General features: G+C 49.9%; 21 protein-coding genes and 4 pseudogenes. 13 read left to right on the top strand and 12 right to left on the bottom strand.

The annotated features are described in order from the left end of the window. The 5 genes and pseudogenes from SJY36_RS19160 to SJY36_RS19140 form a co-directional block, all read right to left on the bottom strand. Nucleotides 1–252: pseudogene (locus SJY36_RS19160) on the bottom strand (hypothetical protein); the annotation flags it as partial. A 126-nt stretch (nt 253–378) separates the two neighbouring features. Then, the gene (locus tag SJY36_RS19155; protein ID WP_386176914.1) at nt 379–606 is read right to left on the bottom strand and encodes a DNA cytosine methyltransferase; all 228 of its coding nucleotides are present in this window, start codon (nt 604–606) and stop codon (nt 379–381) included. 499 nt (nt 607–1,105) lie between these two features. Further along, a complete protein-coding gene (locus tag SJY36_RS19150; RefSeq protein WP_386176913.1) occupies nt 1,106–2,425 on the bottom strand; it encodes a UDP-glucose dehydrogenase family protein in 1,320 nt (439 codons plus the stop codon). 102 nt (nt 2,426–2,527) lie between these two features. Then, nucleotides 2,528–3,571: a ParB/RepB/Spo0J family partition protein gene (locus tag SJY36_RS19145; RefSeq protein ID WP_386176912.1), complete on the bottom strand. Its 1,044-nt coding sequence runs from the start codon at nt 3,569–3,571 to the stop codon at nt 2,528–2,530. A 45-nt stretch (nt 3,572–3,616) separates the two neighbouring features. Continuing rightward, a complete protein-coding gene (locus tag SJY36_RS19140) occupies nt 3,617–5,002 on the bottom strand; it encodes an AAA family ATPase (protein WP_386176911.1) in 1,386 nt (461 codons plus the stop codon). Between the two features lie 472 nt (nt 5,003–5,474). Between SJY36_RS19140 and SJY36_RS19135 the strand changes: the two genes are divergently transcribed. From SJY36_RS19135 to SJY36_RS19080, 12 genes and pseudogenes are all read left to right on the top strand, one after another. Beyond that, nucleotides 5,475–6,494 carry a replication initiator protein A gene (locus SJY36_RS19135; RefSeq protein WP_386176910.1) on the top strand — a complete coding sequence of 340 codons (1,020 nt, stop codon included), beginning with the start codon at nt 5,475–5,477 and terminating at the stop codon, nt 6,492–6,494. A gap of 258 nt (nt 6,495–6,752) precedes the next feature. Then, on the top strand, nt 6,753–8,648 hold the full coding sequence (locus SJY36_RS19130) for a nucleoside-diphosphate sugar epimerase/dehydratase (protein WP_386176909.1): 1,896 nt from the start codon (nt 6,753–6,755) through the stop codon (nt 8,646–8,648). A gap of 83 nt (nt 8,649–8,731) precedes the next feature. Next, nucleotides 8,732–9,463, top strand: a complete 732-nt coding sequence (locus SJY36_RS19125) for a glycosyltransferase family 2 protein (protein ID WP_386176908.1) — start codon at nt 8,732–8,734, stop codon at nt 9,461–9,463. A gap of 184 nt (nt 9,464–9,647) precedes the next feature. Continuing rightward, entirely contained in the window at nt 9,648–10,709 is a 1,062-nt protein-coding gene (locus SJY36_RS19120) for a hypothetical protein (protein ID WP_386176907.1), read from the top strand. A 289-nt stretch (nt 10,710–10,998) separates the two neighbouring features. Then, a complete protein-coding gene (locus tag SJY36_RS19115) occupies nt 10,999–11,805 on the top strand; it encodes a hypothetical protein (RefSeq protein ID WP_386176906.1) in 807 nt (268 codons plus the stop codon). Further along, on the top strand, nt 11,802–12,299 hold the full coding sequence (locus SJY36_RS19110; RefSeq protein WP_386176905.1) for an acyltransferase: 498 nt from the start codon (nt 11,802–11,804) through the stop codon (nt 12,297–12,299). Before SJY36_RS19115 ends, SJY36_RS19110 begins: the two co-directional genes overlap by 4 nt. Next, entirely contained in the window at nt 12,296–13,255 is a 960-nt protein-coding gene (locus SJY36_RS19105; protein WP_386176904.1) for a polysaccharide pyruvyl transferase family protein, read from the top strand. The genes SJY36_RS19110 and SJY36_RS19105 overlap by 4 nt, the downstream gene beginning before the upstream one ends. A 77-nt stretch (nt 13,256–13,332) precedes the next feature. Next, on the top strand, nt 13,333–14,583 hold the full coding sequence (locus SJY36_RS19100) for a hypothetical protein (RefSeq protein WP_386176903.1): 1,251 nt from the start codon (nt 13,333–13,335) through the stop codon (nt 14,581–14,583). A 59-nt stretch (nt 14,584–14,642) separates the two neighbouring features. Further along, nucleotides 14,643–16,073, top strand: coding sequence for a mannose-1-phosphate guanylyltransferase/mannose-6-phosphate isomerase (locus SJY36_RS19095; protein WP_386176902.1), 1,431 nt, complete (start codon nt 14,643–14,645; stop codon nt 16,071–16,073). Beyond that, nucleotides 16,048–16,944, top strand: a complete 897-nt coding sequence (locus SJY36_RS19090; RefSeq protein ID WP_386176901.1) for an NAD-dependent epimerase/dehydratase family protein — start codon at nt 16,048–16,050, stop codon at nt 16,942–16,944. The genes SJY36_RS19095 and SJY36_RS19090 overlap by 26 nt, the downstream gene beginning before the upstream one ends. Next, the gene (locus tag SJY36_RS19085; RefSeq protein WP_386176900.1) at nt 16,931–17,536 is read left to right on the top strand and encodes a sugar transferase; all 606 of its coding nucleotides are present in this window, start codon (nt 16,931–16,933) and stop codon (nt 17,534–17,536) included. The genes SJY36_RS19090 and SJY36_RS19085 overlap by 14 nt, the downstream gene beginning before the upstream one ends. 142 nt (nt 17,537–17,678) lie before the next feature. Next, nucleotides 17,679–17,786, top strand: a pseudogene (locus SJY36_RS19080) (IS5/IS1182 family transposase); the annotation flags it as partial. Between the two features lie 128 nt (nt 17,787–17,914). On the opposite strand, the pseudogene SJY36_RS19075 reads toward SJY36_RS19080, so the two are convergent. Next, a pseudogene (locus tag SJY36_RS19075) lies at nt 17,915–19,434 on the bottom strand (IS3 family transposase). 175 nt (nt 19,435–19,609) lie between these two features. On the opposite strand from SJY36_RS19075, the pseudogene SJY36_RS19070 reads away from it, so the two are divergent. Continuing rightward, nucleotides 19,610–19,819 (top strand): annotated as a pseudogene (locus SJY36_RS19070) (IS5/IS1182 family transposase); the annotation flags it as partial. A gap of 62 nt (nt 19,820–19,881) precedes the next feature. On the opposite strand, the gene tviB reads toward SJY36_RS19070, so the two are convergent. From tviB to rfbC, 6 genes are all read right to left on the bottom strand, one after another. Then, nucleotides 19,882–21,153 carry a Vi polysaccharide biosynthesis UDP-N-acetylglucosamine C-6 dehydrogenase TviB gene (gene tviB, locus SJY36_RS19065; protein ID WP_386176899.1) on the bottom strand — a complete coding sequence of 424 codons (1,272 nt, stop codon included), beginning with the start codon at nt 21,151–21,153 and terminating at the stop codon, nt 19,882–19,884. A gap of 21 nt (nt 21,154–21,174) precedes the next feature. Further along, nucleotides 21,175–22,185 carry a GDP-mannose 4,6-dehydratase gene (locus SJY36_RS19060; RefSeq protein ID WP_386176898.1) on the bottom strand — a complete coding sequence of 337 codons (1,011 nt, stop codon included), beginning with the start codon at nt 22,183–22,185 and terminating at the stop codon, nt 21,175–21,177. A gap of 61 nt (nt 22,186–22,246) precedes the next feature. Beyond that, nucleotides 22,247–23,137: a glucose-1-phosphate thymidylyltransferase RfbA gene (gene rfbA, locus SJY36_RS19055; protein ID WP_386176897.1), complete on the bottom strand. Its 891-nt coding sequence runs from the start codon at nt 23,135–23,137 to the stop codon at nt 22,247–22,249. 6 nt (nt 23,138–23,143) lie between these two features. After that, nucleotides 23,144–24,010, bottom strand: a complete 867-nt coding sequence (gene rfbD, locus SJY36_RS19050) for a dTDP-4-dehydrorhamnose reductase (RefSeq protein ID WP_386176896.1) — start codon at nt 24,008–24,010, stop codon at nt 23,144–23,146. Continuing rightward, nucleotides 24,007–25,044, bottom strand: a complete 1,038-nt coding sequence (gene rfbB / locus SJY36_RS19045) for a dTDP-glucose 4,6-dehydratase (protein ID WP_386176895.1) — start codon at nt 25,042–25,044, stop codon at nt 24,007–24,009. Before rfbB ends, rfbD begins: the two co-directional genes overlap by 4 nt. Then, the gene (gene rfbC, locus SJY36_RS19040) at nt 25,045–25,629 is read right to left on the bottom strand and encodes a dTDP-4-dehydrorhamnose 3,5-epimerase (protein ID WP_386176894.1); all 585 of its coding nucleotides are present in this window, start codon (nt 25,627–25,629) and stop codon (nt 25,045–25,047) included. Nucleotides 25,630–25,686: the final 57 nt, after the last annotated feature.

Genomic DNA, 25,686 nt, shown 5'->3' with positions numbered 1-25,686 from the left:
CTCGATCCCGGCCGAGGTCCAATCCAGCGCGGAATAGACCCGATCCGGTTCTTTGAGCGCGCTCGTGTCAATGCCCGCGTCCGAAAGGTATTTCTCAACCTGAACAATATTGTCCTTACGCATGGCGGTGATCTCGCTCACCAGATCCTTACCCGCGCCATCGTCGAGGTCATCCAGCGCCGTCTCATAGGCCGCCTGCGTCCCGCTCAGCACCCGCCAAAGCTCACTCATCGCGTCATTCTTGGTCTGCATACTCACACCTTTAGCTATGATTAATGGGAAGCTTCACCAGTGCTGAAGAGACCGGTAAAGCGTTGATATCGTGATTATTATTTCCGAAGAGATAACACGCGTTGCGGGCTTTGGTTCCGGTGAGTTTTAACGGAACTGGGGGATTTTTAACTGTGCAGGGAAGGGCGCAGAAACAGCCCCATGTTTCCAGGGGCTTCCGCCCCCAACTATCGGCTCCAACAACCATTTCGCAAGGTAACGCACCACCGGCACGGCAACCCCGTCGCCGGTCAGCTGATACGCCTCCAACGCTTTTTCGGGCAGCACATAGCTGTCACGCAACCCCATAAGCCGCGCCGTTTCGCGCGGCGACATCAACCGTGATCGGATTGCGTCGCGCGACACTACAAGCAACTGTTAGTAACACTCGTCTGCCACAGAACTGCAAACCGCATTGATGATAATATCCCATGCAGACCGTGGCTCGCGTGGCAGCGCCTAACGACCTGCATAAGACACTGTGTTTGATAAGGATCGCAAAAAGGGCCTTCCCCTACATGATTGAAAGGAGAAACAGAGACCACCCATTATCTGGCGCGATATACTTAGATGAAACCGAATGTAATTGTCAGCTGACAATTTACATTACACAGAGACAATAACCTTTTAACAGATCACAGCGTGTCAAAACGTACCAAGTAACCAGCTATTCCTAAAGGCCTCAGTAAGAATAGACTGCCCACTTTGGTGCAATTAGGCACAAATCTGAATATTTCTCCACTCAACGCCTCGAACGTTTCGCGCGCGAAACATTCGAGGCGAAGGATAGCAGAACGACTAAGCAAGCCTTTTGCGATGTGTACTTCTCGGCACTTCAAGCACCAAAGCCCTCCCGACCGATCGAGACATAGGCCGTAAATCCTGCCTGCTTCACATCCTTTGGCGTATAGATGTTACGCAGGTCGGCCATGACGGGCGTCATCATACGTTTAGCCATCCGCTTTAGATCTAAAGCGCGGAATTCGTTCCATTCGGTCAGGATTACTACCGCGTCAGCGTTCTGGGTTGCTTTATATACATCCTCATTCCAAGCGACGCCTGGCAACAGCCCCTCCCCTTCACGCTTACCTTGGGGGTCTACGACGCGGACCTTGGCACCGTTCCCGACCAGCCATGGGACTATTGTCAGGCTGGGGGAGTCGCGCATGTCATCTGTGTTTGGCTTGAAAGTGACGCCCAGCACAGTGATCACTTTGCCATTTACCGAGCCCCCGCACAGGTCAATGATCTTATCGATCATGCGGCGCTTCACCTGATCATTCACCTTGATCACGGTTTCAGTCAGTTGCATTGGTGTTGCGTGGTCTTGCCCCATGCGAGCCAAAGCTTGGGTATCCTTGGGAAAACAGCTGCCTCCATACCCAGGACCTGCATGAAGAAATTTATCGCCAATACGGCCATCAAGGCCCATACCCTTTGACACCATTTTAACGTCGGCACCGGTCTTTTCGCACAAGGCAGCGATCTCATTGATGAAGGTAATCTTGGTAGCCAAGAAAGCATTGGCCGCATATTTGATCATCTCAGCGCTTTCCAGATCGGTTGCCATGATCGGGAACTCACGAAGGTAGAGAGGACGATAAATTTCATTCATCACCTCTGCCGCCCGTTCATTCTGCACACCCACGACAACACGATCAGGACGCATGAAATCGTCGATTGCAGCGCCTTCCCGCAAAAACTCGGGGTTGGATGCGACGTCGAAGTCTGCCTTCGGGTTCGCTTTAGAAACAACCTGTTTGACCTGACGGTTGGTGCCCACTGGCACCGTCGATTTAGTGACGACCACAGCGTAGCCTGTCATCGCGGTCGCAATCTCTTCTGCTGCAGCCATGACGTAGGTCAAATCCGCGTGACCGTCCCCGCGGCGCGTCGGAGTCCCTACCGCAATAAAGACAGCGTCAGCCCCGTCGACCGCCTCGGCCAAATTGCCCGTGAAAGAAAGACGACCCGCGTTGACGTTCTTGGCCATGAGGTCTTCAAGACCAGGCTCATAAATCGGGGCTACACCGTTCTTGAGTTGCTCGACCTTCTTCGGATCTTTGTCGACACAGACAACATCATGTCCAAAGTCAGAGAAGCAAACACCAGACACCAACCCAACGTATCCGGTACCGATCATAGCAATTTTCATAAAACAAACTTTCTAAATCAATGTGTGTATCACCTGAGATAAATAGCCCACTGTGTCAATTATTTCGGCTTTATTGCCTTAAATGTTTCGCGCGCGAAACATTTAGTGTTTTAGTGCTGCGCGGATACGCTTTTCGACTTCGGGTGTGAGTTCTGCTCCACCAATCGTGATGGTTTTAGCAGAGCGCTCCAGCCAGAGTCCGGGCGAAAGCTCCTCCCTCTTGCTTCTCGCTTGCTTTACAACTTTGGGTGTCTTTGGTGCCTCGAGAGCGGCTGCCAAGATATCTTGTTCTGCTTCAAGCGTAGCGGCACTTCCCAGCCCACTCAAAGCCTCAACAACATCCGACTTAAACGCCTCATCTGCCTGCAGCTTCTGGGACAAAGCTAACCCCAAGCGTTCCCCGATCGCAGCGGGGTAAGAGAGATACGGACCGAGTTGCTCGACCACGGGAAGAAAGCTTTTGATCTTGGAGCGTTTGGCTCGGCTACCATTGCCGAACAGACCGTTTAGAGCCGATTTTGTATCTACATACACCCCCTCTTCAACTGAACGCGCAATGATGCGGGCGCGCTCGAAATACGAGAGGCCAACGCGAATTTCGTTTTCTTCGACCATTGCGACATAGGCATCGGCAGCGTCGACGGGGCGGCGGACGAGAGCAAGGACAGTGCTAAAACGCGCATCGTCAGTTTCTTGGTAGAGTTGCGTGAGGGCTGTCAGACGACGCCAACCGGAAATGAGGCCGTAGCCGCCACGTTCTGTTGCGACCACTTCGATTGGCGTTTGCTGCCCACGCACTGACAGCGAGGCTCTTAGCGCTGCCATGTCTTCGTCGTCAGCAACAAGCCGGTCTCGGACAAGGTAACTGCTTTCGATCTGATCCAGGGGCAATGACTGCACCATGCGGCCTTCAGCACGGGCGGAGTGCAATTCGGCTGTAACTTCTGCCAAGGCCGCACTGGTGGCTGCATCTCCAGCGACATGGGCGATCGGCGGGCTCGAAGAGCGCATCTTTGGTGCCACACCCTGAGGGTAGGTAGGAAACAGCGCTTTTGTCTCTAATATAGGCGTAGAGCCTGTATCTGTCACAGGTTCCACAGCGAGGTAATCGCCCCGAGGCGGGGTTAGTCTTTTACGTTTTGCCATGTCTTATCCTCTCTCTTGAGCGGTACAATGCTGAGGGCAGTAAAGTTAACCAGATGCTGCTTCTGCGTCCGCGGCTTTCGCATCGCGATGCCAGGCACCAATCAGCAGGCGCTTGAAAGCAGCATAGGTTGAATCGAATGTCTGGCGCCCGCGGGCGTAGGTCTCGCGATTGAAGTCACGGTAATCCGCCTCGTAGATACCGTTTACGCTTTCGCCGGCTTGCCCGATCAGAGCAGTAAAATCCTGCCGGTGTGGCGACAGAGTTTGTCCCAGATACGCCTGTATCAGTGCTGCAAGCTCTGCCTGTTGCGCGCCGTCATAACGGGTGATGACAGCACGCACTGCGTCCCACTCGAATTGCAGCCCCTCACGCCCCAAAGCGCGGGCGGCCATGTTCTCGCCCTCTTCGATAGAGCTGAAGGTGGAATGCAACATATCAAAGAACCGCCCGGTACTATCGAATTCAAGAAACGAGGCGCCAAGGGGGACCAACAGGATGTCAGCAGCAGCCAGACCGTTGATGGTGAGATACCCAAGGGCAGGGGGGGTATCGACGAAAATCACGTCGTAGTCGTCTAGAACGCCGTCGGCTTCGAGCCGGTCGGTTAATGCATCCCAGAGCTTCCAGCCCCGGGTCGCCATACGCCAGACAGGGATCTGGAACTCCGCCCAGTACAAATTGAGTTGGGCGCCAATCAGGTCGATGTTGGGCCAATGGGTCGGGCGAATCAAATCACCGGTGCTCATTTTGAGCGCTTCTGACAGGGTATCATCCAGCGGCGTGGGCGCCTCACCCCGGTCGGCTTTGGCGCGGTTTTCGGCTTGGGCGGCCTCGGCATAGTGGCGGGCGATCACCGGGAAAACTGTGCCCCATTCATCTTCGATCCGGCCCCCAAAAATCGACGTCATGGAACCCTGGCTGTCGAGGTCAATAACCAACACTTTGTAGCCATCCAGCGCGGCTGACATCGCCAGGTGAGCGGCGGTAGAGGTCTTGCCCACGCCACCTTTGAAATTCGCGACTGATACGATTTTTGCGGGCAGGCCCTTGGGGCGGTACGGACGGTATTCTTTCGATTTGGATCCTTCAGATCCGAAATGTGCGCGCAGACGCAGGACCTCGTCGAGGGTGAACCATTTGGCACCGCCAGCGGTTTCGGATGTGCCTTGGGGTAGGTCCGGGTTGTTGCGCAGCACGCGGCGAAAATGGGCTTGGGCCACGGGGATCAGATATTTGGTGATCTCCCATGTCGAGAACAGGCGCAGGCGCTTTTGACCCGCTTCATCCATCCCCCGGCCAGCAAGATCTTGGCGCCCTCGAGAGCAGGCCTCGGCGATGGCATGAAAGTCTTGCGACGAGGTCGGTGGGCCCAGATCGGCCATGGCTTGATCGGGGTCAATATTGAAGTACGGGGGCAGGGGCTCACTCATCGGAAATTCGCTTATGTATTGCGTTTCCATCTATGTAGCAGAAAACGCGTCACATGGAAGAAAAACCGTACTTTTTGAAGTTTTTCTCAGCAAATACTGGGGGTTCAGCTGGGTGTTTGGTTTGAAAATCTAGATGTGATGCAAATCCAACCCAGTGTTATAATGTGTTATTATCAAGTTAAGGGTTCTGTGTGAAATCTATTTATCCCTTTTTATCAAAGGCTTTTGGATAGCGCTTGCATACGGCGTGACTCTGAACCCCCGAAAGACTGACTCTGAACCCCCGATAAAGCAACTCTGATCCCCCGATCAAAATGACCGAGGGCAGGGGTGAGTGATGGACAAGCAATGTGGATAACTTTTAGGGTGGTGTCACTAAAACCACAATTCCCAAAAAGGGAACATCGAGCAGTGATCACGGCAGAAATTCGCACGTAAGAGGCGGAGGCTGTCGACAGGCAAAGGACAGAAAATGTCAAACCCCGCGCCCGCAGAGGGCCTGTTGCCCGACCGGCATCAGGCGGATTTCTTTGCCTGCGATATCTTTGATGCGATCCCTAAAGACGACCTTGCAACGATGGAGCATCCGATCTTCTCGCTCTCGACCAAGCCGGATCGACGCATTTTGAACTATACCCATAACGGAACCGATATCACCGTCGTACCAAGCATGCGCGGGCTTGCGACCATCCATGATAAAGACATCCTGATCTTTTGTATCAGCCAGCTAATGGCCGCGCTGAATACTGGCCGCGCCGTGGGGCGTACATTGACGCTGCGTGCCTACGATATGCTGGTCGCGACGAACCGCGAAACCTCTGGCGATGCCTACCGTCGGCTACGCGAAGCTTTCGAGCGGTTGGCGGGGACCCGCATCACCACCAATCTGGAGACAGGGGGAATGGAGGTAACCAGTGGCTTTGGCCTGATCGAGAATTGGGAGATCGTGCGCCGTGCCCGTGGCGGCCGGATGGTGAGTGTCAAGGTCACCCTGTCGGAATGGCTTTACCGCGCAGTGCTGTCAAAATCGGTGCTCACGCTAAGCCGCGATTATTTCCGTCTGCGCAAGCCGCTGGAGAGACGGGTCTATGAGATCGCACGCAAGCACTGTGGACGCCAACCGGCCTGGCGGATCTCGGTTGAGCTGCTGTTGAAAAAATCCGGCTCTGCGTCCCCGCGCCGGGTCTTTCGCAAGATGCTGCGCGATATGATCCAAGCGAACCACTTACCGGATTACGAGATGGAGGAAGAGGCGGGCGATATGATCCGCTTCACCCGCCGTACCCTGATCGAAGACGGCCCCGAAGCGCCACCCTTGTCAGAACAGGCGATCGAAGCTGCGCGGGCAATTTTGCCAGGTGCTGATGTCTATGCGCTGGAGGCCGACTGGCGAGCCTTTTGGGCGGCTTCCGGACGGCCCAAGCTACGCGCAGCAGATGCCGCGTTTGTGGGATTCGTGAAGATGCAGGCTGAGAAGAGCGAGGCGGGATAATGCCCACATATGGATGGAGCGCTTTCGTGCCAGCATCCCCATGACCTAAAGTTATGCGGATATTCCCTTTTTACGTGCGGCTGTATATAGCCTTGCCTAACGATGAATCTGCTAGATTTTGAGCACAGCGCATATGGGTGATATATGTTTCCGCCATAGTAGGGTGTAAGGTCAAAAACGCTTTCGGAAAACCGCAATAATTTGATAGCTTCTCCGCATTACATACGACGTTTTTTACATTCAAAGAAAATTACCGTTATGCACATGAATAGTATTCACGACCTCTCGAGGGCGAAGAAGCGGGCCATTTTTCTGGCCGTCGACAGCATGCTCGTCCCCCTTGCTCTCTATTGCGCCTATGCATTCCGATACGGGACGGGCACTCCCTGGATGCCGATAGCAGACAGTTGGGTGCTTTTCCCAGTTATCTCGATGTGGGGCGTTGGTATCATCTGGGCACTGCGGCTGCATCGCATCAAGCTTAACGCTTTCGATACACATTCCATGTCAAACATTGGCGTAGCTTCGCTGTTGATCGCCTTCAGTGCAGTGATGTTAAGCTATTGGTTAAAGCTATCGGCACCGCGGTCCGTACCACTTCTTTTGGGGTTGTTCTTCTGTATCTTCGCCGTCGCAGCGCGTGTGGTGGGCCTAAACCTGCTACGCTGGTTGTCAGAGCGCGGTGGCAACCGTAAACCCGTCGCGATCTACGGGGCAGGGGCCGCGGGTATCCAATTGGCAGCCGCACTGAGGCAGGCTAGCGAAGCGCGGCCCGTATTCTTTATCGACGACAACCCGAACTTGCACGGTCTCATGGTCGCCGGGCTGCCTGTCCATGATCCCGCTAAACTCGGGAAGCTGATCAAAGCCCGCGATATCGAACAAATTCTGCTTGCCGTACCATCAATGGCCAAGAAACGTAGAGACGAGTTGATCTCCAAGCTCAGCGTTTATGAGGTCGAGGTGCAGGTGCTGCCGTCCTATGTGGACCTGATGTCTGGCAAGGGGCTCGCTGATAGCCTGCGCACCGTCGCGCCGGATCAGCTTTTGGGCCGAGATAAGGTTGATCTCGATACGCCGGAAATCGCGAAAACATACGCTGGCCGCGTCGTGATGGTGACCGGGGCAGGGGGCTCCATTGGGTCCGAGCTGTGTCGGCAGCTGCTGAACTGTAACCCGGCGCGGATTGTCTTGTTCGAACAAGGTGAGTTCCAGCTGTACTCGATTGATCAGGAGCTGCAGCCCGAGGCGAAGGCCATCGGGATCCCTATTGTCAGCCGTCTTGGGTCGGTCACCGACAAGGCGCGCGTCGCCGGTGTGATCGCTGAGGAGGGGGTGGAGATTGTCCTCCACGCCGCCGCTTATAAACACGTGCCGCTGGTCGAGGAAAATGAGCTAGAAGGCGCACGTAACAATGTGCTCGGCACCCAAGTCGTCGCCGAAGCAGCTGCTGAAGCTAAACTTGAGCGCTTCATTCTTGTCTCCACCGACAAAGCCGTACGGCCGACAAATATCATGGGAGCCACCAAACGGATGGCCGAGTTGGTGGTGCAGGATGTCCAGACGCGAAACGCTGCCACAAAGTTCGCCATGGTGCGCTTCGGCAACGTACTGGGGTCCTCTGGTTCGGTTCTACCACTGTTCCAAAAACAGATCGCCCGCGGTGGGCCGGTGACGGTAACCCACAAAGATGTCACTCGTTTCTTTATGACGATTCCCGAAGCGGCACGTTTGGTCTTGCTGGCTGGTGCCTATGCTAAAGGTAGCGACGTGTTCGTGCTAGACATGGGGGAGCCACAGAAGATCATCGATATCGCCCGCCGGATGATCACGCTCTCTGGCCGGAAGGTTAAGGATCCTGAGACGGGTGACGGGGACATCGAGATCAAAGTGACAGGTCTGCGGCCAGGTGAGAAATTATACGAAGAGCTGCTGATTGATGATGGCAGTCTCCTGCCCACACCGCACGTCAAGATTCTTCGTGCGCACGAGGGGATGCTTAGTCAGATAGAGGTAGCCTCGATGTTGCGTGAATTACAAGTATCGATCATAGAAGCAGATAGCATTCGATTGCGACGGCTAATTGCGAAAAAGGTAGAAGGATACAATGTACGCGAGGATCCTCATGCAAAAAGCACTGCTAACGACGCTTAAACTGACGCACATAATTCTAACACACCCTATCAGTTAAAAATGGATCGAAACTGATGATAGAAAACAACTTGGTCTCCATAGTAATGCCACTATTTAACTCGAGTAAATTTATGGAGAGTGCAATATCTTCAGTAATTCAACAAGATTATTCAAATTGGGAGTTGATTGTAGTAGACGATTGTTCAACAGATAAAAGTGCTGAAATTGCGGAGCAGGTATCCAAGAATGATAGTAGGATTAAAGTTGTACGACTTTCGAAAAATGGGGGCTCGGCGGTAGCACGTAATGCCGGCATAAACAAAGCAAATGGGAAATACATATCTTTTCTCGACGCAGATGATATATGGCTGCCAAATAAGTTAAGTTCACAAGTGTTATATATGAGGGAAAACGAAGTAACTTTTTGCTTCTCGGATTACCGAGTTATTAACGAAGATTCTGAAGTTATCGGAGAAAGAAAATTTAAGGGAAAAGTTGATTATGAAACGCTTCTTCTTGGAAACATCATTGGATGTTTGACGGCTATATATGATCGTGAAGAATTAGGCACTATATTTATGCCGGATATTAGAATGAGGCAAGACTACGGGCTATGGTTGAAGATTCTAAAAGAAACGAGTTATGCACATAATTGCCAAATGGTATTGGCAGAGTACAGGCAATACGATAGCTCATTGTCGGCAAACAAAATCAGAGCAGCATCGTACACTTGGATCTTGTATAGAGACTTTGAAAAAATATCGCTTTTGAAGCGAATATACATTTTCTCCCGTTATGCGGTGAGCGGAATTTCACAAAAAATAAAGGAAGTCTGATTTCAACGAAATTGAAATAGTGTAGCTCCTCATGCGATTGATGAAAGTAATATTACCTAGAATGATAGTAATTCATCAAACGATCAGGTTTGTTTCGGTTGGGGTGAAATGGTTTGGGGCAGTGCAAATCAAGAAACTAAAATGGTCAACGAAAACAGATAAAAATTAATAATGGAAGAAGTTTTTGAAATATGATTTTTACCGCCTCCTCGTAGTACAACTATCTGCGCCAATAGCTCGTGTGGCTTTTGCGTTCCTTATTGTGCCAATACATCCGCGAGGTGTAGATATTATTACGATATTGGCTATCTCAGAAATGTGCTCAACATTTTTGGTTTTCGGTCGTAACTATCTCATTCAATCTGGCTACGACCACCAAATTGTAGGTAAAATTGTTGATAAACTTATACTGCCTATGGTGGCGGGGGGGGTATTTGTTGCCCTGTCCAATGTTGAACAAAAGTCTATGATAAATAGTGTTATTGTTGTAACTCTAGCTATAACATGTATGTCTATGTTAAATGCGGCCTTCTTGGCGAACCGAAAACTGAATTATATCCTACCCTTGAATATTGTCGTCTATGCTGTTATTGTCTTTGCGGACTTATATGGGCCAGCGATCGCCGCACTAGCGGTTGTTATTTGGGTGCTTGTCGAAATCTCTATTCCAGGCATTCCTCAACGAGCTGAAAAATCGCATTTGCCAGTTATATCAGTCGTATTGGCTTTCGTTAGTCAACGAATTGATGTTCAGATTTCAACCTTATACTCTAACCCCACCTTTATCAGCGAGGTATTTATACTCAATACCTTAATTATACCGCTAGCGGTTTTTGTCAGAGTCTTTGGAAACACAGCGCTATTGAGGGGAGAGGGGGTATTTTTAAATAAAATATACTCCACAATCTTGCTAACCGCACTCTCCATATTCTACTGTCTACTTTTGTATCTATATGGTGATATATACGGGAATCTAGTGATTGTCGAAAATATACACATAATATTGTGTTCTGTTTTCATATCGTTTGCCTTGGTTCCATACCGAGAAAAAATTTCTATTGATTCGAGTAGAGGAAATTTTTTGCCTCTTTTTATCTTCTCGGTCTTAGGGGTGCTGCCTTCACTGATTATATTTTTATACATTCTTTTCTTTGGTGTAGTCTCGATGGGGATGTTTATAACAGCTTTGTATTTGCTTCCCAGGTTATTAATGATGCTGTATGCTATGAAGAAATATGGGGTGTAAGTTTCGAATGAAATCAACTAACATGGATCAAACAGAAACTATTATAGCGTTGGACTTGCTTTCGTATTCTGCGTCTCACGTACCAATCAATTCCTTTTGGTTGAGGTCTCTCTCAAAAGTTTTCAAAATCGAGGTTATAGTAGAAGCCTCCCATATGGACGAAGTATGTCGAAATTTGAAATGCAGTTTTGGAGGGAGGCGAGTAAAACGTGGTAAATTTTGGAGGGTACGAAGGGAATTCATTTTCTTAAATGAACTATTTCGGCAGCGAAATAAAAATATGCTTATCATGGGCGCCACGGGCTCGCAAATTTTGGTTTTGTCACTGTTCGAGAGGGTGTTCAAAAAAGGTAGTGAGCGATGGTCTATTGTTTTACACAGTGAGCTAGAAGGTGTGGTGAAGCCAAGCGGAATAATGAAAAAATGCTCGTATCTAGCTTTTAAGCTTTTGGGTTTTCCGAAGAATTTGAAAGCTATTGTATTGGGGGAGCACATAATTGACAGTTTACATAATGAAAAAATATCATCTTTAAATATAAATTCAATTGAACACCCGCTGCCGCACAAAATTGAAACGAATGATTTTGATTCCGATGGACCCATCAAGTCTTTAGCTATAATTGGCCTGCTTCGGGGCGATACAAAAGATTTAGAGCAAGCGGACCGTTTAGCGAAAAATTCAGATTTGGATATTCACTTTATAGGACGGCGTGGCCCTAGCTACGTAAAGCCATCAGTTGCGAGAGAAAAGGTATTGGAGACGCATTATTCTTTCGAGTGGATGGGTAAAGAACTAGAGAATATCGATGCTCTATATATCTGCCCGCGAAGTAATAAGTATAAATTGACAGCTCTCGGTAGCATAAGCGACGCACTATTGTTTTCAAAGCCAGTATGCTGGATCAAGCATGACGCACTTAAGGCATATGAAGATGCTCCTTTTAGTATTGTTGGAGAAGATGAGGCAGAACTTTTACAAAACCTAAGTAATTATATCGCGCCTGAGGCGGTAGTTTGCGAACAATGGGTTAACCAATGGAATAATGATGCAGAATTAAAAATTTTGGATCTATGCCATAGGGGGGCCACTGGATGATCCAGACCCTCAGGTTGATAAAGAAAAAATTCTCACGCACTTTTTTTGATATGAAATACAAGAATATCTTTAAAGGTGAAGAATTCGATGTCCGTTTTCGGTGCGATAACGCTGAAAATTTTCATTTCGGAAAATCCTGTTACATCGGACCAGCTTGTCACTTCGATGCTCTAGGTGGAATATATCTTGATGATTACGTTATAATTGGTCCGCACGTCTGCATCTGGAGCTACAATCATGATTTCAAGCATGAGATGATTCCCTATGGCCCTGATAATGATCTACGCCCTGTAAAAATAGGTAAAGGCGCGTGGATAGGTCTGCGAACAATAATCTTACCAGGAAGTGAAATTGGAGAAGGAAGCGTAGTTGGCGCAGGATCTATTGTTGGCGGTAAGATACCTCCTTTCAGTTTAGTTCGCCCTAACCGCTCCGATCATTCACCACTCACTATCTTAAAAAATAACAATCTATACTATCGGGGGAAAAATTGAGCCTTTATATCATGACACTGAGTAATAAGTTCAACTTTTTTAGATTAGCGACAACGCAACGTCGAAACATATACGTGGGATATATAGGTAGAAAAAACTTCGGCGATGATCTTCTCTTCGATATTTATAAACATGTTACCGAAGACGACAAAGCGGCTCCGATCTTGGATGCTGTAAAATTGCCTTGGAAACTGCGTGGACAAGTAGTTCTAGGCGGAGGAACAATCATTGGAGGACAGATATACCTGAAGACATTTGAAAAACTTCGGAGAAGACCATCCATCGTGTTCTGTGCGGGGGTTATACCTGGGGCACTCTCCAAGCAGTGGATTGATTTACTAAAGAACACAAAAATCTACACTAGGTCGATAGAAAGTAAAGATAGGTTGCTTTCCTACGGATTGGACGCGGTGGCTCTAGTTGACCCGGCTATTTTTTCTAGCCTCATTTACCCCCTCTCTGACCAACAGCCTGTTGGTCCAGTTTTCGCTCCACATGGGCACCATACCAATGTTTCATTATATCGTAACTTAATAGAAAAAGTTCCAATTCTTGAACGACCAAATATTACGTTATTTGCATCTAGCATTGAAGATGAAAAAATTTCACAATTTCTGGCAAAGGAATATGGCACAAGATACTTATCTGGATGGAAAAAAGTTGAAAACTCTGTTTCCATCATTGGCAGTGCTTCTTATGTAATATCTACGCGGCTGCACCCAGCGATTGTTGCAGCTAGCTATGGGGTTCCTGTTAGAATGGTCTCATATGATGAAAAACATACAGAATTTGCTAATAGCATATCTGCTAGAAGTGCATTATTTGACTTAAAATCCCTAGACAATGAAGTTGCCAGTTTTAGCGACGGTAAGCGTAGTAGTTATATTGGAACTGTAGCAGAATGGCACGAGGGCTACGATAAGTTTTGCGAGACATTTTCATTAGCATGTCGTTGAAGTTATTCAATACTCACCATTGGGCATTTCTCCCCGTGCTTCTTTTTGGATTTGCGTCACTTGCAAAGTTGGAATTCTTGAATTTACCGATTGCACTGACGTTAGCTTTACTTTCTTCTAGCAGGCATACATTTTGGTCAATTGTAATCCCATCTCTTATTGTATTCTCCGGATTGGAAAAAACCGTTTTTTTGGATAGAAGCGCATATTTCGTGACTCCAATAAATTCTGATTTTTTGCCTGATCTTTGGTTGGTGGCCTTCGCGATTAGAATTCTAAGCTATTGGATAAGTGAAAAGAAAATTCGGGTTATACCCGAGTTCGCCTTGTCCTCAGCGTTTTTTCTAGCTCTTCTATTTTTTTCGAGTGTCGTCTTCACTATCGAGCATGGAGGATTGGGTGGGGTAAATAAAGCACCGATTAAGTTGGTAATATTTATATTCTGTTGCGGGGTTATAATATCAGAAATACGGAGATTTGATGTTTATTCTTCGGTGATTTGCGCCGTTGCGTACGCCGCTGTTGCTGGAGCTATTCTGCGACTAGGTGTCATATATTGGTACGCTACGAAGGACCCTGGTATATATACCTATACTGGAGTATTTATCTCAGCCTATTTTCTTTCTCGATCCAGTAAGATGAATGATTTTTCGCTTAAGGGAAATTTAGCAGTAGGTTTTTGGATTGTCATCCTGCTACTTCATGCTAGTGCATCAAGAACAGAACTTGCATTATTTTCATTAAGTCTTCTCTTGTTCTTCTTTCGCCCATCAAAGTCAGTTCTATTTCCCGCTTTTCTGCTCGTCTCTTGTGTTGTCTTTGTCCTTTCATATCTACCAGTAGATTTTGTAAATTTTTATATGCATAAAGCTAGCTTTTTTATGAATTTACTGAACGATAATGTCGGTATTGGTGATTCTGCTAGTGTACGTCTTTCCACTTTCTTCAATTTAATTGACGGAAGCCAAACGAGTTTTTTTAACATAGTTTTCGGACGCGGCTTCGTGGGTTATACTGATTTCGCTGCCTATCCCAATTTTGCGATATATAGCGAGAGCGCATTCTCCGATTCAGAACACTCTAGTGGTATGTATTTTCATCTTCATTTTTTCCTTAATAGCCTTTTGTTTTACTTTGGTGTTTTTGGAGTTCTTTTTTTCGTTCTTGCCATCTTTATCCTTTTCAAGATTTCCTTTGCCCCTAGTAGTGTTGTTTTACTCGCATACTTTATCTTTAACTCTATGTTTCGACTGGAACTTATCGTAATCGTTCCGGCATTGATGTGGAGTTTACATAAACTAGATGGAAAGGGGTTGGTCTCTCGTTGATACCTGTGGTACTCATATCACCAAGTTTTGCTCGGCCCTCTATTTAAATGGAAAATTTGATGTCAGCTCCAATTCACCCTGTCTTGCTGTGCGGGGGTTCAGGCACCCGTCTGTGGCCTTTATCCCGTGAATTGTACCCTAAGCAATTTGCAAAAGTTTTGGAAACAGAAAGCCTTTTTCAATCTGCCGTACGCCGGCTCAGTGGAGGTAGATTTACAGCACCTGTTGTAGTAACTAGCGAGCCATACCGATTTATTGTATCTGAACAACTCGCCCAGATTGAATCAGCAGCTCAAGCAATATTACTAGAGCCTGAAGGAAAAAATACCGCGCCGGCGATTTTGCTTGCAGCATTAAAGCTCTCAGAGAGCGACCCTGATGCACTGATGCTCGTAGCGCCTTCAGACCACCTGATTTCTGATTTAGAAACTTTTCACAATGCTGTGTACCAGGGCGCTTCCAAAGCTGAGGAAGGGCGGTTGGTTACATTCGGAGTAGAGCCAGATAGACCAGAAACGGGATATGGCTATCTCGAAGTCGACTCGTCTTTAGAGCTTAAGTCGAACCTATCGATGGCGTTGGTTAGGTTCGTAGAAAAGCCAGATTTTGAAATTGCTGAAAAAATGGTAGCTTCTGGAAATTTCCTATGGAATTCAGGTATTTTTTTGTTCAGCGCGAAATCTATAATACTGGCATTTACTGAACATCAACCAAAAATGCTTGAATTGGTGCGTCAGGCTTTTCAGAGTTCTGTAGATGATTTAGGCTTTACACGAATTAACCCTGAGATCTGGACCAATGTGGATAGTATCTCCATCGACTATGCCGTAATGGAAAAGTCTCAAAATTTGCAAGTTGTGCCATTTGATGGCGGCTGGTCTGATCTTGGCGACTGGGCATCAGTTTTGAACAACTCCAAATCCGATAGTCATGGAAACGGGTTTTCGGGTAACATTACACAAATTGATTGCGAGGGTACGCTTTTAAGATCTGAAACCGATAGTTTGCAGGTCGTTGGTATAGGTTTAAAAGATACTATCGTTGTGGCTATGGGAGATGCTGTCTTAGTTGCAGATAAGTCCATGAGTCAAAATGTCAGTACAGCTGTTAAGTTACTTAGAAGTAAGAATGTGCCTCAAGCTACCCAGCTTCCTCGCGACTATAGGCCTTGGGGGTGGTACGAGAGTTTAGTCGTTGGGGCGCGTTTCCAAGTTAAACGTATTGTAGTTAATCCAAATGAATCTTTAAGCCTTCAGAGCCATCACCACAGATCTGAGCATTGGATTGTTGTCGAAGGCACCGCAAAAGTCACAATCGATTCCACAGTTAAGCTTTTGTCCGAAAACGAATCCGTTTACATTCCCTTGGGCGCAGTGCATCGCTTGGAGAACCCCGGAAAGTTTCCCATGGTTCTCATTGAAATACAAACCGGCAGTTATCTCGGAGAAGACGACATAATAAGGTATGAAGATGTTTATTCCAGAGGCTAAACCCATACGAGTGTTACTCGTCGGTGCCTCTGGTAAGCTAGGAAAATTGGTTGTCCATTTTTGGAATGATTTTTCACCATTGGTTACTCTTGTAGAGCAACACCGGCGAAGTCATCCTGGCAATTCTGTCAAGTGGAGCCCTCTGGATGGACATTTGGAATTATCAAAATTTGTTGACAAATTTGGTAATTTTGATGTGATGGTGATTCTGGCCGGAGCAACCCCTAACTCAAATAATGAGTATTCTCTAAACAAAGATATTATTGTCTCATGCTTGTCTGCTGCCAATAGATTAAAGATTAAAAAGATTTTGGTTGCTTCGTCATCCGCCGTTTACGGATCATACAAAGCAATTCCATTTACTGAAACCTCTAAATGCATTCCCCAAAATCCATACGGAATATCAAAACTTGAAATGGAAAGAGAGTGCGATATTTGGAGGTCCAAAGGTTTAGAAATATGTTGCTTGCGTATAGGGAATGTTGTCGGAGCTGATGCGTTGTCAAGCAATATTCTGAGTAGCACAATGGAAAACGTTCTATATCTGGACGTTTTCCCTACTGGAGGAGGTGCTATAAGGTCTTATATTGGGCCAAGGACTATGGCTTCGGTCATACACTCTCTATGTTTATATTCGGGAAGGCTGCCAGAAACCCTTAACATTGCTTCGCCTACCCCTGTTAGCATGATTGACATAGCTGCGGCATCAGGCAAGCCATGGAAGTCTCGTGACGTATGTAACGGAACTAACAGATCTATAACCTTAGATTGCAGTGCCTTATCAAAAGTATATTGTTTTGATCGGCGGGATAGCGAACCCAATACCATGGTCGCACAATGGAAAGAGACTTTAGTACATGAAACCTTCTAAAAGGATAATGGATCTATTCGTTTGTGTTGCTTTGTGTTTTATCTTGATCCCAGTAATGATATGCGTTTACTTGGTAATTCTTTTAGTTGATGGGGCCCCAGTTTTTTATCTCTCTGAAAGAATGAAGACCCCTACTGAAGGATTCAAATTGATCAAATTCAGAACGATGCGCCCTTCAGATGTGAATGATGGAGTGTCCGGGGGTGATAAAGCTGGCCGTATCACTCGGACTGGCGCTGTTCTGCGTCGCACAAGAGTTGACGAGATACCTCAGCTATGGAATGTGCTTAAAGGCGATATTAGCTTTATAGGTCCTCGACCTCCATTGCGTCAATACGTTGAGCGCTATCCAGTGCTATACAAAAAAGTCTTAAAGAACCGCCCTGGCATTTCCGGAATGGCTTCGATTCACTTCCATCGGTACGAAGAATATGTTCTGGGAAAATGTTCTAGTTTAGAAGAAACGGATGATGTGTATTGCCGTGTTTGCATTCCAAGAAAAGCAAAATTGGACCTAATATACCAAGATCATCAAAACTTTTGTTTTGATGCTATATTGATGTTTAAAACTGTTTTCAGGCGCTCTCGTTAGAGATTGCAGCATATTCTATAAAAATAATTTTTCGTTTCTTTTATTATTGACTCAAAAAAATTTTCCGTTCCCTTATGGCTTTGCTGCACAAATCGCGCTCTGTTGGATTCACTGTATGAATACAGTATAGTAGCAGGCCGCTATGAGCAGTTGGACACCGACGAAGTACAAGACCCGGAACTGGGCGGAGTTCAATTTTTTACTCAAACAACGAGGATCGCTATCCATCTGGTTTGATCCAGGGATGACGTAGGAAGCGTTCGGGTCTGGTCGAAGGGGGCGTCAGCAAACCTACCGCGATGCTGCTATGTAAGCCTGTTTGTTGATTGTCACTGAGAACTGACCCGGTGGGGGTGCGGACAAAAACTTGGACTGTTTTTAAGGCATAAGGCCGAGGCTTTTACGGTACTCGATTGGGCTTCTGCCACCAAGGGACATCTTGATGCGCGTTTCGTTATACCAATGGATGTAGGCGTGAACCTCGTCAATAAACTGGGCCACGGTGAAGGCTCGCCAATCGCGAGGATAGAAGAACTCAGTCTTCAGGCGTCCGAAGAAGCCTTCACATGCGGCATTGTCCTGCGAGCTCGCCTTTCGTGACATCGAGCGAACGAGCTTCGCTGCGTCAATACGTTCCAGCCAGCCAGGCCAGCGATAGTGGCCCCCACGATCGCTGTGGACGATGGGCCGCGCTTCGCTGTCAGCGATGGTCTCTACCGCTGCATCAAGCATGGTATTTACGAGGTCGGCATCCGGTCTGGTCCCTATGGTCCAACTTATGACGAGGCCGTCGAAGCAATCAATGATCGGGGAAAGATAGACTTTACCTGCTCGGATGTGGAACTCTGTAATATAGGTTAGCCATTTCTCATTTGGCGCTGCTGCCTGGAATTCCCGGTTGATGATATTTTCCGGCGCAGGGCTGAACTCTCCCAGATATGAGCTGTAACGCCGCCGCTTCGGCTTTGGGACGATCAGAGCTTCCTGTTTCATCAGGCGCCGCACCACTTTTTCCGAGATCAAGATGGAGTCCCGCGTCATATATGCTTTGAGGCGACGGTAGCCGTAGCAGCGATGGTTGCGTTCGAAAGCCTCCTTCATTGCCTGTCGAATGGGGAGATACTTATCTTCCAGTTTCATGCGAGCGCGGTGGTAAAAGTAAGAGCTGCGCGCGAGACCGAGCCGAGCCAACAGCGCTGGTGTCTTATACCGGATTTTTAGGGCGACGATGAGCATGGTCTTTTCCCGATTGCTCAGGCTCCGCAAATCGCCGCCAAGTTCCTTTTTTATCATTTCACTCGCAGTCTTGAGCAGATCATGCTCAATCTGAAGCTCGCGGATGTCGCGCTCCAGGGCTTCACGCTGACGCGCCAATTCTTCGAGTTCTGGGGGAAGGGCACTCTTCTTGCGTTTCATCATGGCAGGAGCCTCCGGGCCAAGGATCTGAATTTTCCAAGCATAGAGCGTCGGCCGACTAACTCCGAACTTTTCGGCCAGGGCCTGGGCACTTTCTTGACGACTATATAGCCCGACCACAGTAGCCTGCTTCACGGCGTCAGAGTAATTGCCAGGGCCATATGCCGTGTTAGAGACTGGCTTCGTCTCAGGAAAAGCCTCGCGCACCCAAGCCGTCATCGTAGTTCGGCATGGATAGCCTAAAGCACGCAGCGTCCATGGCTTGCATAATGCTCTAACGCCACCTGCTTTTGCACCACTGAGAATTTAGCCGGGCGCGGCACCGATCGTATCGGAAAATCCTGCAGACGTTGGTATTCTCGATGCCACCCTTTAAGAGCGTTCTTCGTTGGATACCCCAACTCACGGATGGTGGCCTGCGCGCGCTTGCCGAGCTTGATATAAAGCTTAACCGTGCGCAGTCGTTCTTCGTAGCGGTACATGGACTATCTCCAAGATAGTCCAACTTTTCGTTCGCACCCCCACCGGGTTACTTCTGAGTGAAAATCAACAGATGGGCTGCATCGCGCTTGAAATATTCACTGAAATTTGGCTTCCCCATAACGGCCTCCTTGCCTCAAAGTTAGGGAAGAAAGCGTCTACAAATCTAGGGGCTATTCAAAATATCTGAGTCGCGCATTGCGGCGACAGGTGACCGGGTACCACCGCCGCAGCTGCGTCGAAACAAAGATGCTTTGTGTGAAGTTGCTCGGTCAGCGCCTCTCGGCACGTGACTTCGACCGGCAAGTTGCGGAGATCCAAATTCGTGCTGCGATCCTAAACGGCTTCACAGTTCTCGGCATACCCCGTACCGTCCCCGTAGGCTAAATCGGGCTGAGGTAAGGGGAAGCCCAACCTCAGCCCGATTTGTGTAACGATACCAATATTGCTTACAGCCTCAAAATTTCAGCATTTCGCGGCAATATCCCTTTTACGTCGAACACGACAGCCTGTGGCCTACCATAACTTAAGAGGCCACCATTCCCCTCAAACACCTCATGCGCCACGGCCACAACTAACGCGTCATACCCCTGAACCTCAGGCGTTTCGGTCATCTCCACCCCATACTCGCGCTTAGCCTCCGCGGCATCCACCCACGGATCATACACATCCACGTCGATTCCATAGCTCTTAAGCTCACAGACAATATCAATCACGCGCGTATTCCGTAGGTCTGGACAGTTCTCCTTGAATGCTAACCCCATAACCAACGCCCGCGAGCCTTTTACCGGGATATCGCGGGCGATCATTTCGCGGACGGTACGACCAACGACGTAGCAACCCATGCCGTCGTTGATGCGGCGCCCGGCGAGGACGACTTCGGGGTGGTAGCCGACCGATTGGGCTTTTTGGGTCAGGTAGTATGGGTCCACGCCGATGCAGTGACCGCCGACGAGGCCTGGGCGGAAGGGGAGGAAATTCCATTTGGTGCCGGCAGCATCGAGAACATCTTGGGTGTCGATGTCGAGCTTGTTGAAGATCAGGGCGAGCTCATTCACTAGCGCGATGTTCACGTCACGTTGGGTGTTCTCGATGACCTTCGCTGCTTCTGCGACCTTGATGGACGGCGCTTTGTGCGTGCCAGCAGTGATGATCGATGCATAGAGCGCATCGACCTTGTCGGCGATTTCAGGCGTGGATCCGGAGGTAACTTTGACAATGTGGGGCAGACGGTGGGTTTTGTCCGCGGGGTTTATCCGTTCGGGTGAATAGCCGGCGAAGAAATCTTGGTTGAAGGTCAGACCGGAGATTTTCTCCAACACCGGCACACAATCTTCTTCGGTCGCACCGGGATAGACTGTAGATTCATAAATCACGATGTCGCCGCGTTTCAGAACCTTTCCGATCGTCTCGGATGCTTTGAGTAGGGGGGTGAGATCAGGGCGCTTGTGCTCGTCGATTGGCGTCGGGACGGTCACGATAAATGTGGTACACTCGGCAAGATCATCAAGCTGGTCAGTAAACAACAGATGAGCGGCCTCGGCCATCTCTGCAGCATCCACCTCAAGTGTATTGTCCTTACCAGTCTGCAGTTCGGCGATGCGGGCGGTGTTGATGTCAAAGCCGACGACTTTGCGCTTCTTACCAAATTCGACCGCCAAAGGCAGGCCAACATACCCCAAGCCGATCACGGCAATGGGGGCATAATTCAAGGTCGGCATCGCAAACTCCTCGTCCAAAAACTACTTGGCGTAATAGTCGCGGAACCAAGCTACAAATTCCCGAATACCATCCTTGATATCGGTCTGTGGTTTGTAACCCGTAAGGGTCTTTAGCAGTTCCGCATTTGCCCAAGTCGCGGGCACATCGCCCATCTGCATGGGCATGTAGTTACGTATGGCCTTTTGACCAAGCTCTTCCTCGATCGCGTCCACAAAATCAAGCAGGCGCACTTTGTCAGAATTGCCGATATTCACGATGCGGTAGGGTGCCACGGGAGACAGGCTATCGCCTTCGGGCACCTCGCGGTTATCGGGGCGGACAGGAGGCGTATCGATCAACAGACGGATGCCGCGGACCAGATCGGTGACATAGGTAAAGTCGCGGTACATGTCTCCGTGGTTGTAGATGTCGATGGGGCGCCCATCGAGGATCGCGTCGACGAATTTGAACAGCGCCAGATCCGGGCGCCCGTAGGGACCGTAGACCGTGAAGAAGCGGAACATCGTTGTCGGCAGATCCCACAGATGCGCATATGAATGCGCCATTGCCTCATTCGCTTTCTTCGTCGCGGCGTAGAAGGTGAGGGCGGTATCGGCCTTGTCCGTTTCGGCAAACGGCATGTCTTCGTTCGCCCCGTAGACCGAGGAGGTGGAGGCCATTAGCAGATGTTCAACCTTCAAACGCCGCGCCGCCTCCATCACGTTGAATGTCCCGACAAGGTTGCTGTCGAGATAGGCGCGTGGGTTCTCTAGCGAGTAACGAACACCAGCCTGACCCGCGAGGTGGACGATGACGTTGGGCGCGAAGTCGTCGGTGATCTGCGTGATCAGCGCGTCATCTTCAAGCATCCCCTCGGTCATTGAGAAATGCGGGTTCTGTAGCAGCATCTGGTGCCGGCGCTGCTTCAGCTTAACGTCATAGTAATCCGTCATGCCGTCAAACCCATGGACGCGGAACCCTTCATCCAGCAGAAGTTGTGCAAGGTGAAAACCGATGAAGCCGGCGGTGCCGGTGATGAAGACTTTTCTCACGGGAGGGTCCAATTCGATAAAAAGAATTTGTTTCGCGAGCGAAACATTTTGGGATCTATGGCTATCTCAACGAACGATTTAGGTTACTCAGATAGACACCGTATTCGTTTTTTTCAAATAGTTTGGCTTGTTCTTCCAATGCCGCGGTGCTGATCCACCCTTGGTCAAATGCGATTTCTTCAGGGCTTCCCGTCTGCAGCCCCTGCCGTGTTTCAAGCGTCCGCACAAAGTTCCCAGCATCCAGCAGACTCCCATGCGTCCCCGTATCAAGCCAAGCATACCCTCGCCCCATACGCTGCACATTCAGCGAACCATCATGCAAATAGGTCTCAAGCAGCGTTGTGATCTCCAGCTCGCCACGTGCTGATGGCTTGACCGTCTTAGCGCGCTCGCTTGCCGTGCTATCCAAAAAATACAGCCCCGTGACCGCATAGTTCGACGGGGGCACTTCCGGCTTCTCGATGATCTGCCGCGCTTGGCCGTTCTCGTCGAAATCCACCACACCGTAGCGTTCAGGGTCAGAGACGCGATAGCCGAAGACAGTGCCTCCGGTGGTTTGGGCGTCGGCTTGGGCGAGGATCTCGGGCAACCCATGGCCAAAGAAGATGTTGTCTCCCAGCACCATCGCAGACGGCGCTCCGTTGAGAAACTCTTCCGCCAAGATGTAAGCTTGAGCCAATCCATCAGGGCTTGGCTGCGTAACGTAGCTCAGTGAAATGCCCCATTGGCTGCCGTCGCCCAAAGCCCGCTTGAATTGGTCAGCGTCTTGAGGCGTGGTGATGATTAAAATCTCTCGGATACCACCCAACATCAGCACGCTTAACGGATAGTAAATCATCGGCTTGTCATAGATCGGCAGCAGCTGTTTCGACACGGCGATCGTGATCGGATAAAGCCGCGTGCCGGAGCCGCCGGCGAGGATAATACCTTTGCGTTTGGGCGTCTGGGTCATGGGAAATCAGTCCTTGGGGAAATCAAGTTGGGTCAAAATATGGGTGAGGCTCTCGCGCCAATCGGGGCGGGAAATGCCAAAGGCGGCCTCGGTCGTTGTGCAGTCCAGCCGAGAGTTCAGCGGGCGTTTCGCGGGGGTAGGGTAGTCGGCCGATGGGATATCAGTGACAGCGCAGGGGATCTTGGCGGCGTCGAAAATCGCGCGAGCGAAATCAGCCCAGCTGGTATCGGGTGCGCCTGAGAAATGGTGGATTCCGGATTTTTCAGGCTCTGTAACGAGGGTTTTGGCGATTGTTATACAGGCCTGTGCGATCTCTGCAGCGCCGGTAGGGCCGCCGATCTGGTCGGCGACGATGGTTAATGCCTCGCGTTCGGCTCCGAGACGCAACATAGTTTTAACAAAGTTATTGCCATCGGCCGACACGATCCAAGAGGTGCGCAACACGGCGTAGCGCCCGCCCGCCTTTATAATTGCGACCTCTCCATCACGCTTGGTGCGGCCATAGACGCTTTGCGGGTCGGTCGGGTCGGCGGGCGCCCAAGGTGTGTTGCCCGCGCCGGAGAACACATAATCGGTGGAGATAGAAACGAAAGGAATATCGCGCGCGGCGCAGGCGCGGGCCATAGCGGCAGGGGCATCGGCGTTGATAATCTGCGCTGTTTCGGCATCGCTTTCGGCCTTATCCACGCCGGTATAAGCGGCGGCGTTGATCACGGCGTCAGGTGCATGAACATTGATCGCGGCGGCGCAGGCCGCGGGGTCGGTTAAGTCCGCATCGGCGCGGGCGAGGGCGGTGATCTGGACGTCATCGCCGTCCAGCGCGCGCAGTTCCGTGGCGACCTGACCACTGTGCCCGAAGACGAGGATCTTCATGCCTTGCCCAGTCGTTCGCCAACGCCCTGACGGTTTTGCAACGCGCGCCACCAATCCTTATTTTCAAGATACCAATTCACAGTGCGCGCCAGCCCTTCTTCGACCGTAACCGATGGCCGCCAGCCAAGCTCTGTCCGGATACGAGTTGGATCAATAGCATAGCGTTGATCATGGCCGGGGCGGTCGGCGACGAAGGTGATCAGATCGGCATGGGGCGCGCTTTCGGGGTGTCGATCATCCAGCAGGGCGCAGATCATCTTCACCAGCTCAAGATTGCTGACCTCGTTTTCGCCCCCGATGTTATAGCTGCGACCCAATGCGCCTTTGGTCAGCACGGTTAACAACGCATCGGCGTGGTCTTCGACAAACAGCCAGTCACGCACATTGGCTCCATCTCCGTAGACCGGAATTGGCTCGCCAGCGAGCGCTTTGAGGATGACCACAGGCACTAGTTTTTCGGGGAAGTGGTAAGGTCCGTAATTATTACTGCAATTTGTTAGCACTATCGGCAAGCCATAGGTCTCGCCCCAAGCGCGCACCAGATGATCGCTGGCGGCTTTCGAGGCGGAGTAGGGGCTGCGCGGGTCATAAGGCGTATCTTCGGTGAACTGCCCCGTAGGACCGAGGGACCCATAGACTTCATCAGTAGAGATATGGTGAAAGCGGAAGCCATCGGGCTTGCCGGCCCCTTGCCAATAGGCACGTGCGGCCTCCAACAGCGTATAGGTGCCAGTGACATTGGTCTGAATAAACGACCCCGGCCCGTCGATGGATCGATCAACATGGCTTTCGGCCGCGAGATGCATCACCGCGTCGGGCTGATGTGCTTCGAAGATCCTATCCAGCGCCTCCCGATCACAAATATCCGCCTGCTCGAACGCATAAAGCGAGCTGTCCGCCACGCTCGCCACATTCTCAAGGCACGCCGCATAGGTCAGCGCATCAAGGTTCACCGCACTGTGTCCTTGCTCAATGGCCAACCGCACCACTGCCGAGCCGATGAAACCCGCGCCGCCTGTCACCAATAGCTTCATCTATACGCCCTCAAACGTGAATGGACTGTTAAGATCAGCCAAAGAGGGCGCATTTGCGTCCTTATCCGACAAAACCGGAAGAATATCTCCCAAACCCCAATCAATTCCGACCTGAGGATCATCCCAAGCGACGGCCCCCTCGGTCTCCTGCGCATAATAATCCGAACATTTGTAGATAATTTCAGTCTCGGGCGCGCGTGTCACAAACCCATGCGCGAAGCCCGCAGGCACCAGTAACTGTTTACCGTTCTCGAAGCTCAGCTCGACCCCGAACCACTGCCCGTAAGTCGGCGACCCCTTACGGATATCAACCGCCACGTCAAAAAGAACGCCACGCCCGCAGTGCACCAGCTTGTCCTGCGCGTGCGGCGGGGCCTGGAAATGCAGCCCGCGGATGGTACCTTGGGTCATTGATAGTGAATGGTTGTCTTGCACGAATTGTGTGGTGATACCGTGTTCAGCCAAGGCCTTGGCGCTATAGCTTTCCGAGAAGAACCCACGGTGATCTCCGAAGCGGGCGGGGGTGATCACGACGATGCCTGGGAGCGGGGTTTGCTCGATTTTGAGAAGTGAGCTTACAGCCACGTGCATTTTCCTTGTTGTTCCAATTGGAGGTGAGTTTCTGTCGTAACTTTTCCGATT

The organism is Sulfitobacter sp. R86518 (assembly GCF_042466275.1).
GTDB lineage: Bacteria > Pseudomonadota > Alphaproteobacteria > Rhodobacterales > Rhodobacteraceae > Sulfitobacter > Sulfitobacter pontiacus.
Note: the sequence above shows the minus strand (reverse complement) of the source record. Positions and strands in the feature narration are given on the sequence as shown.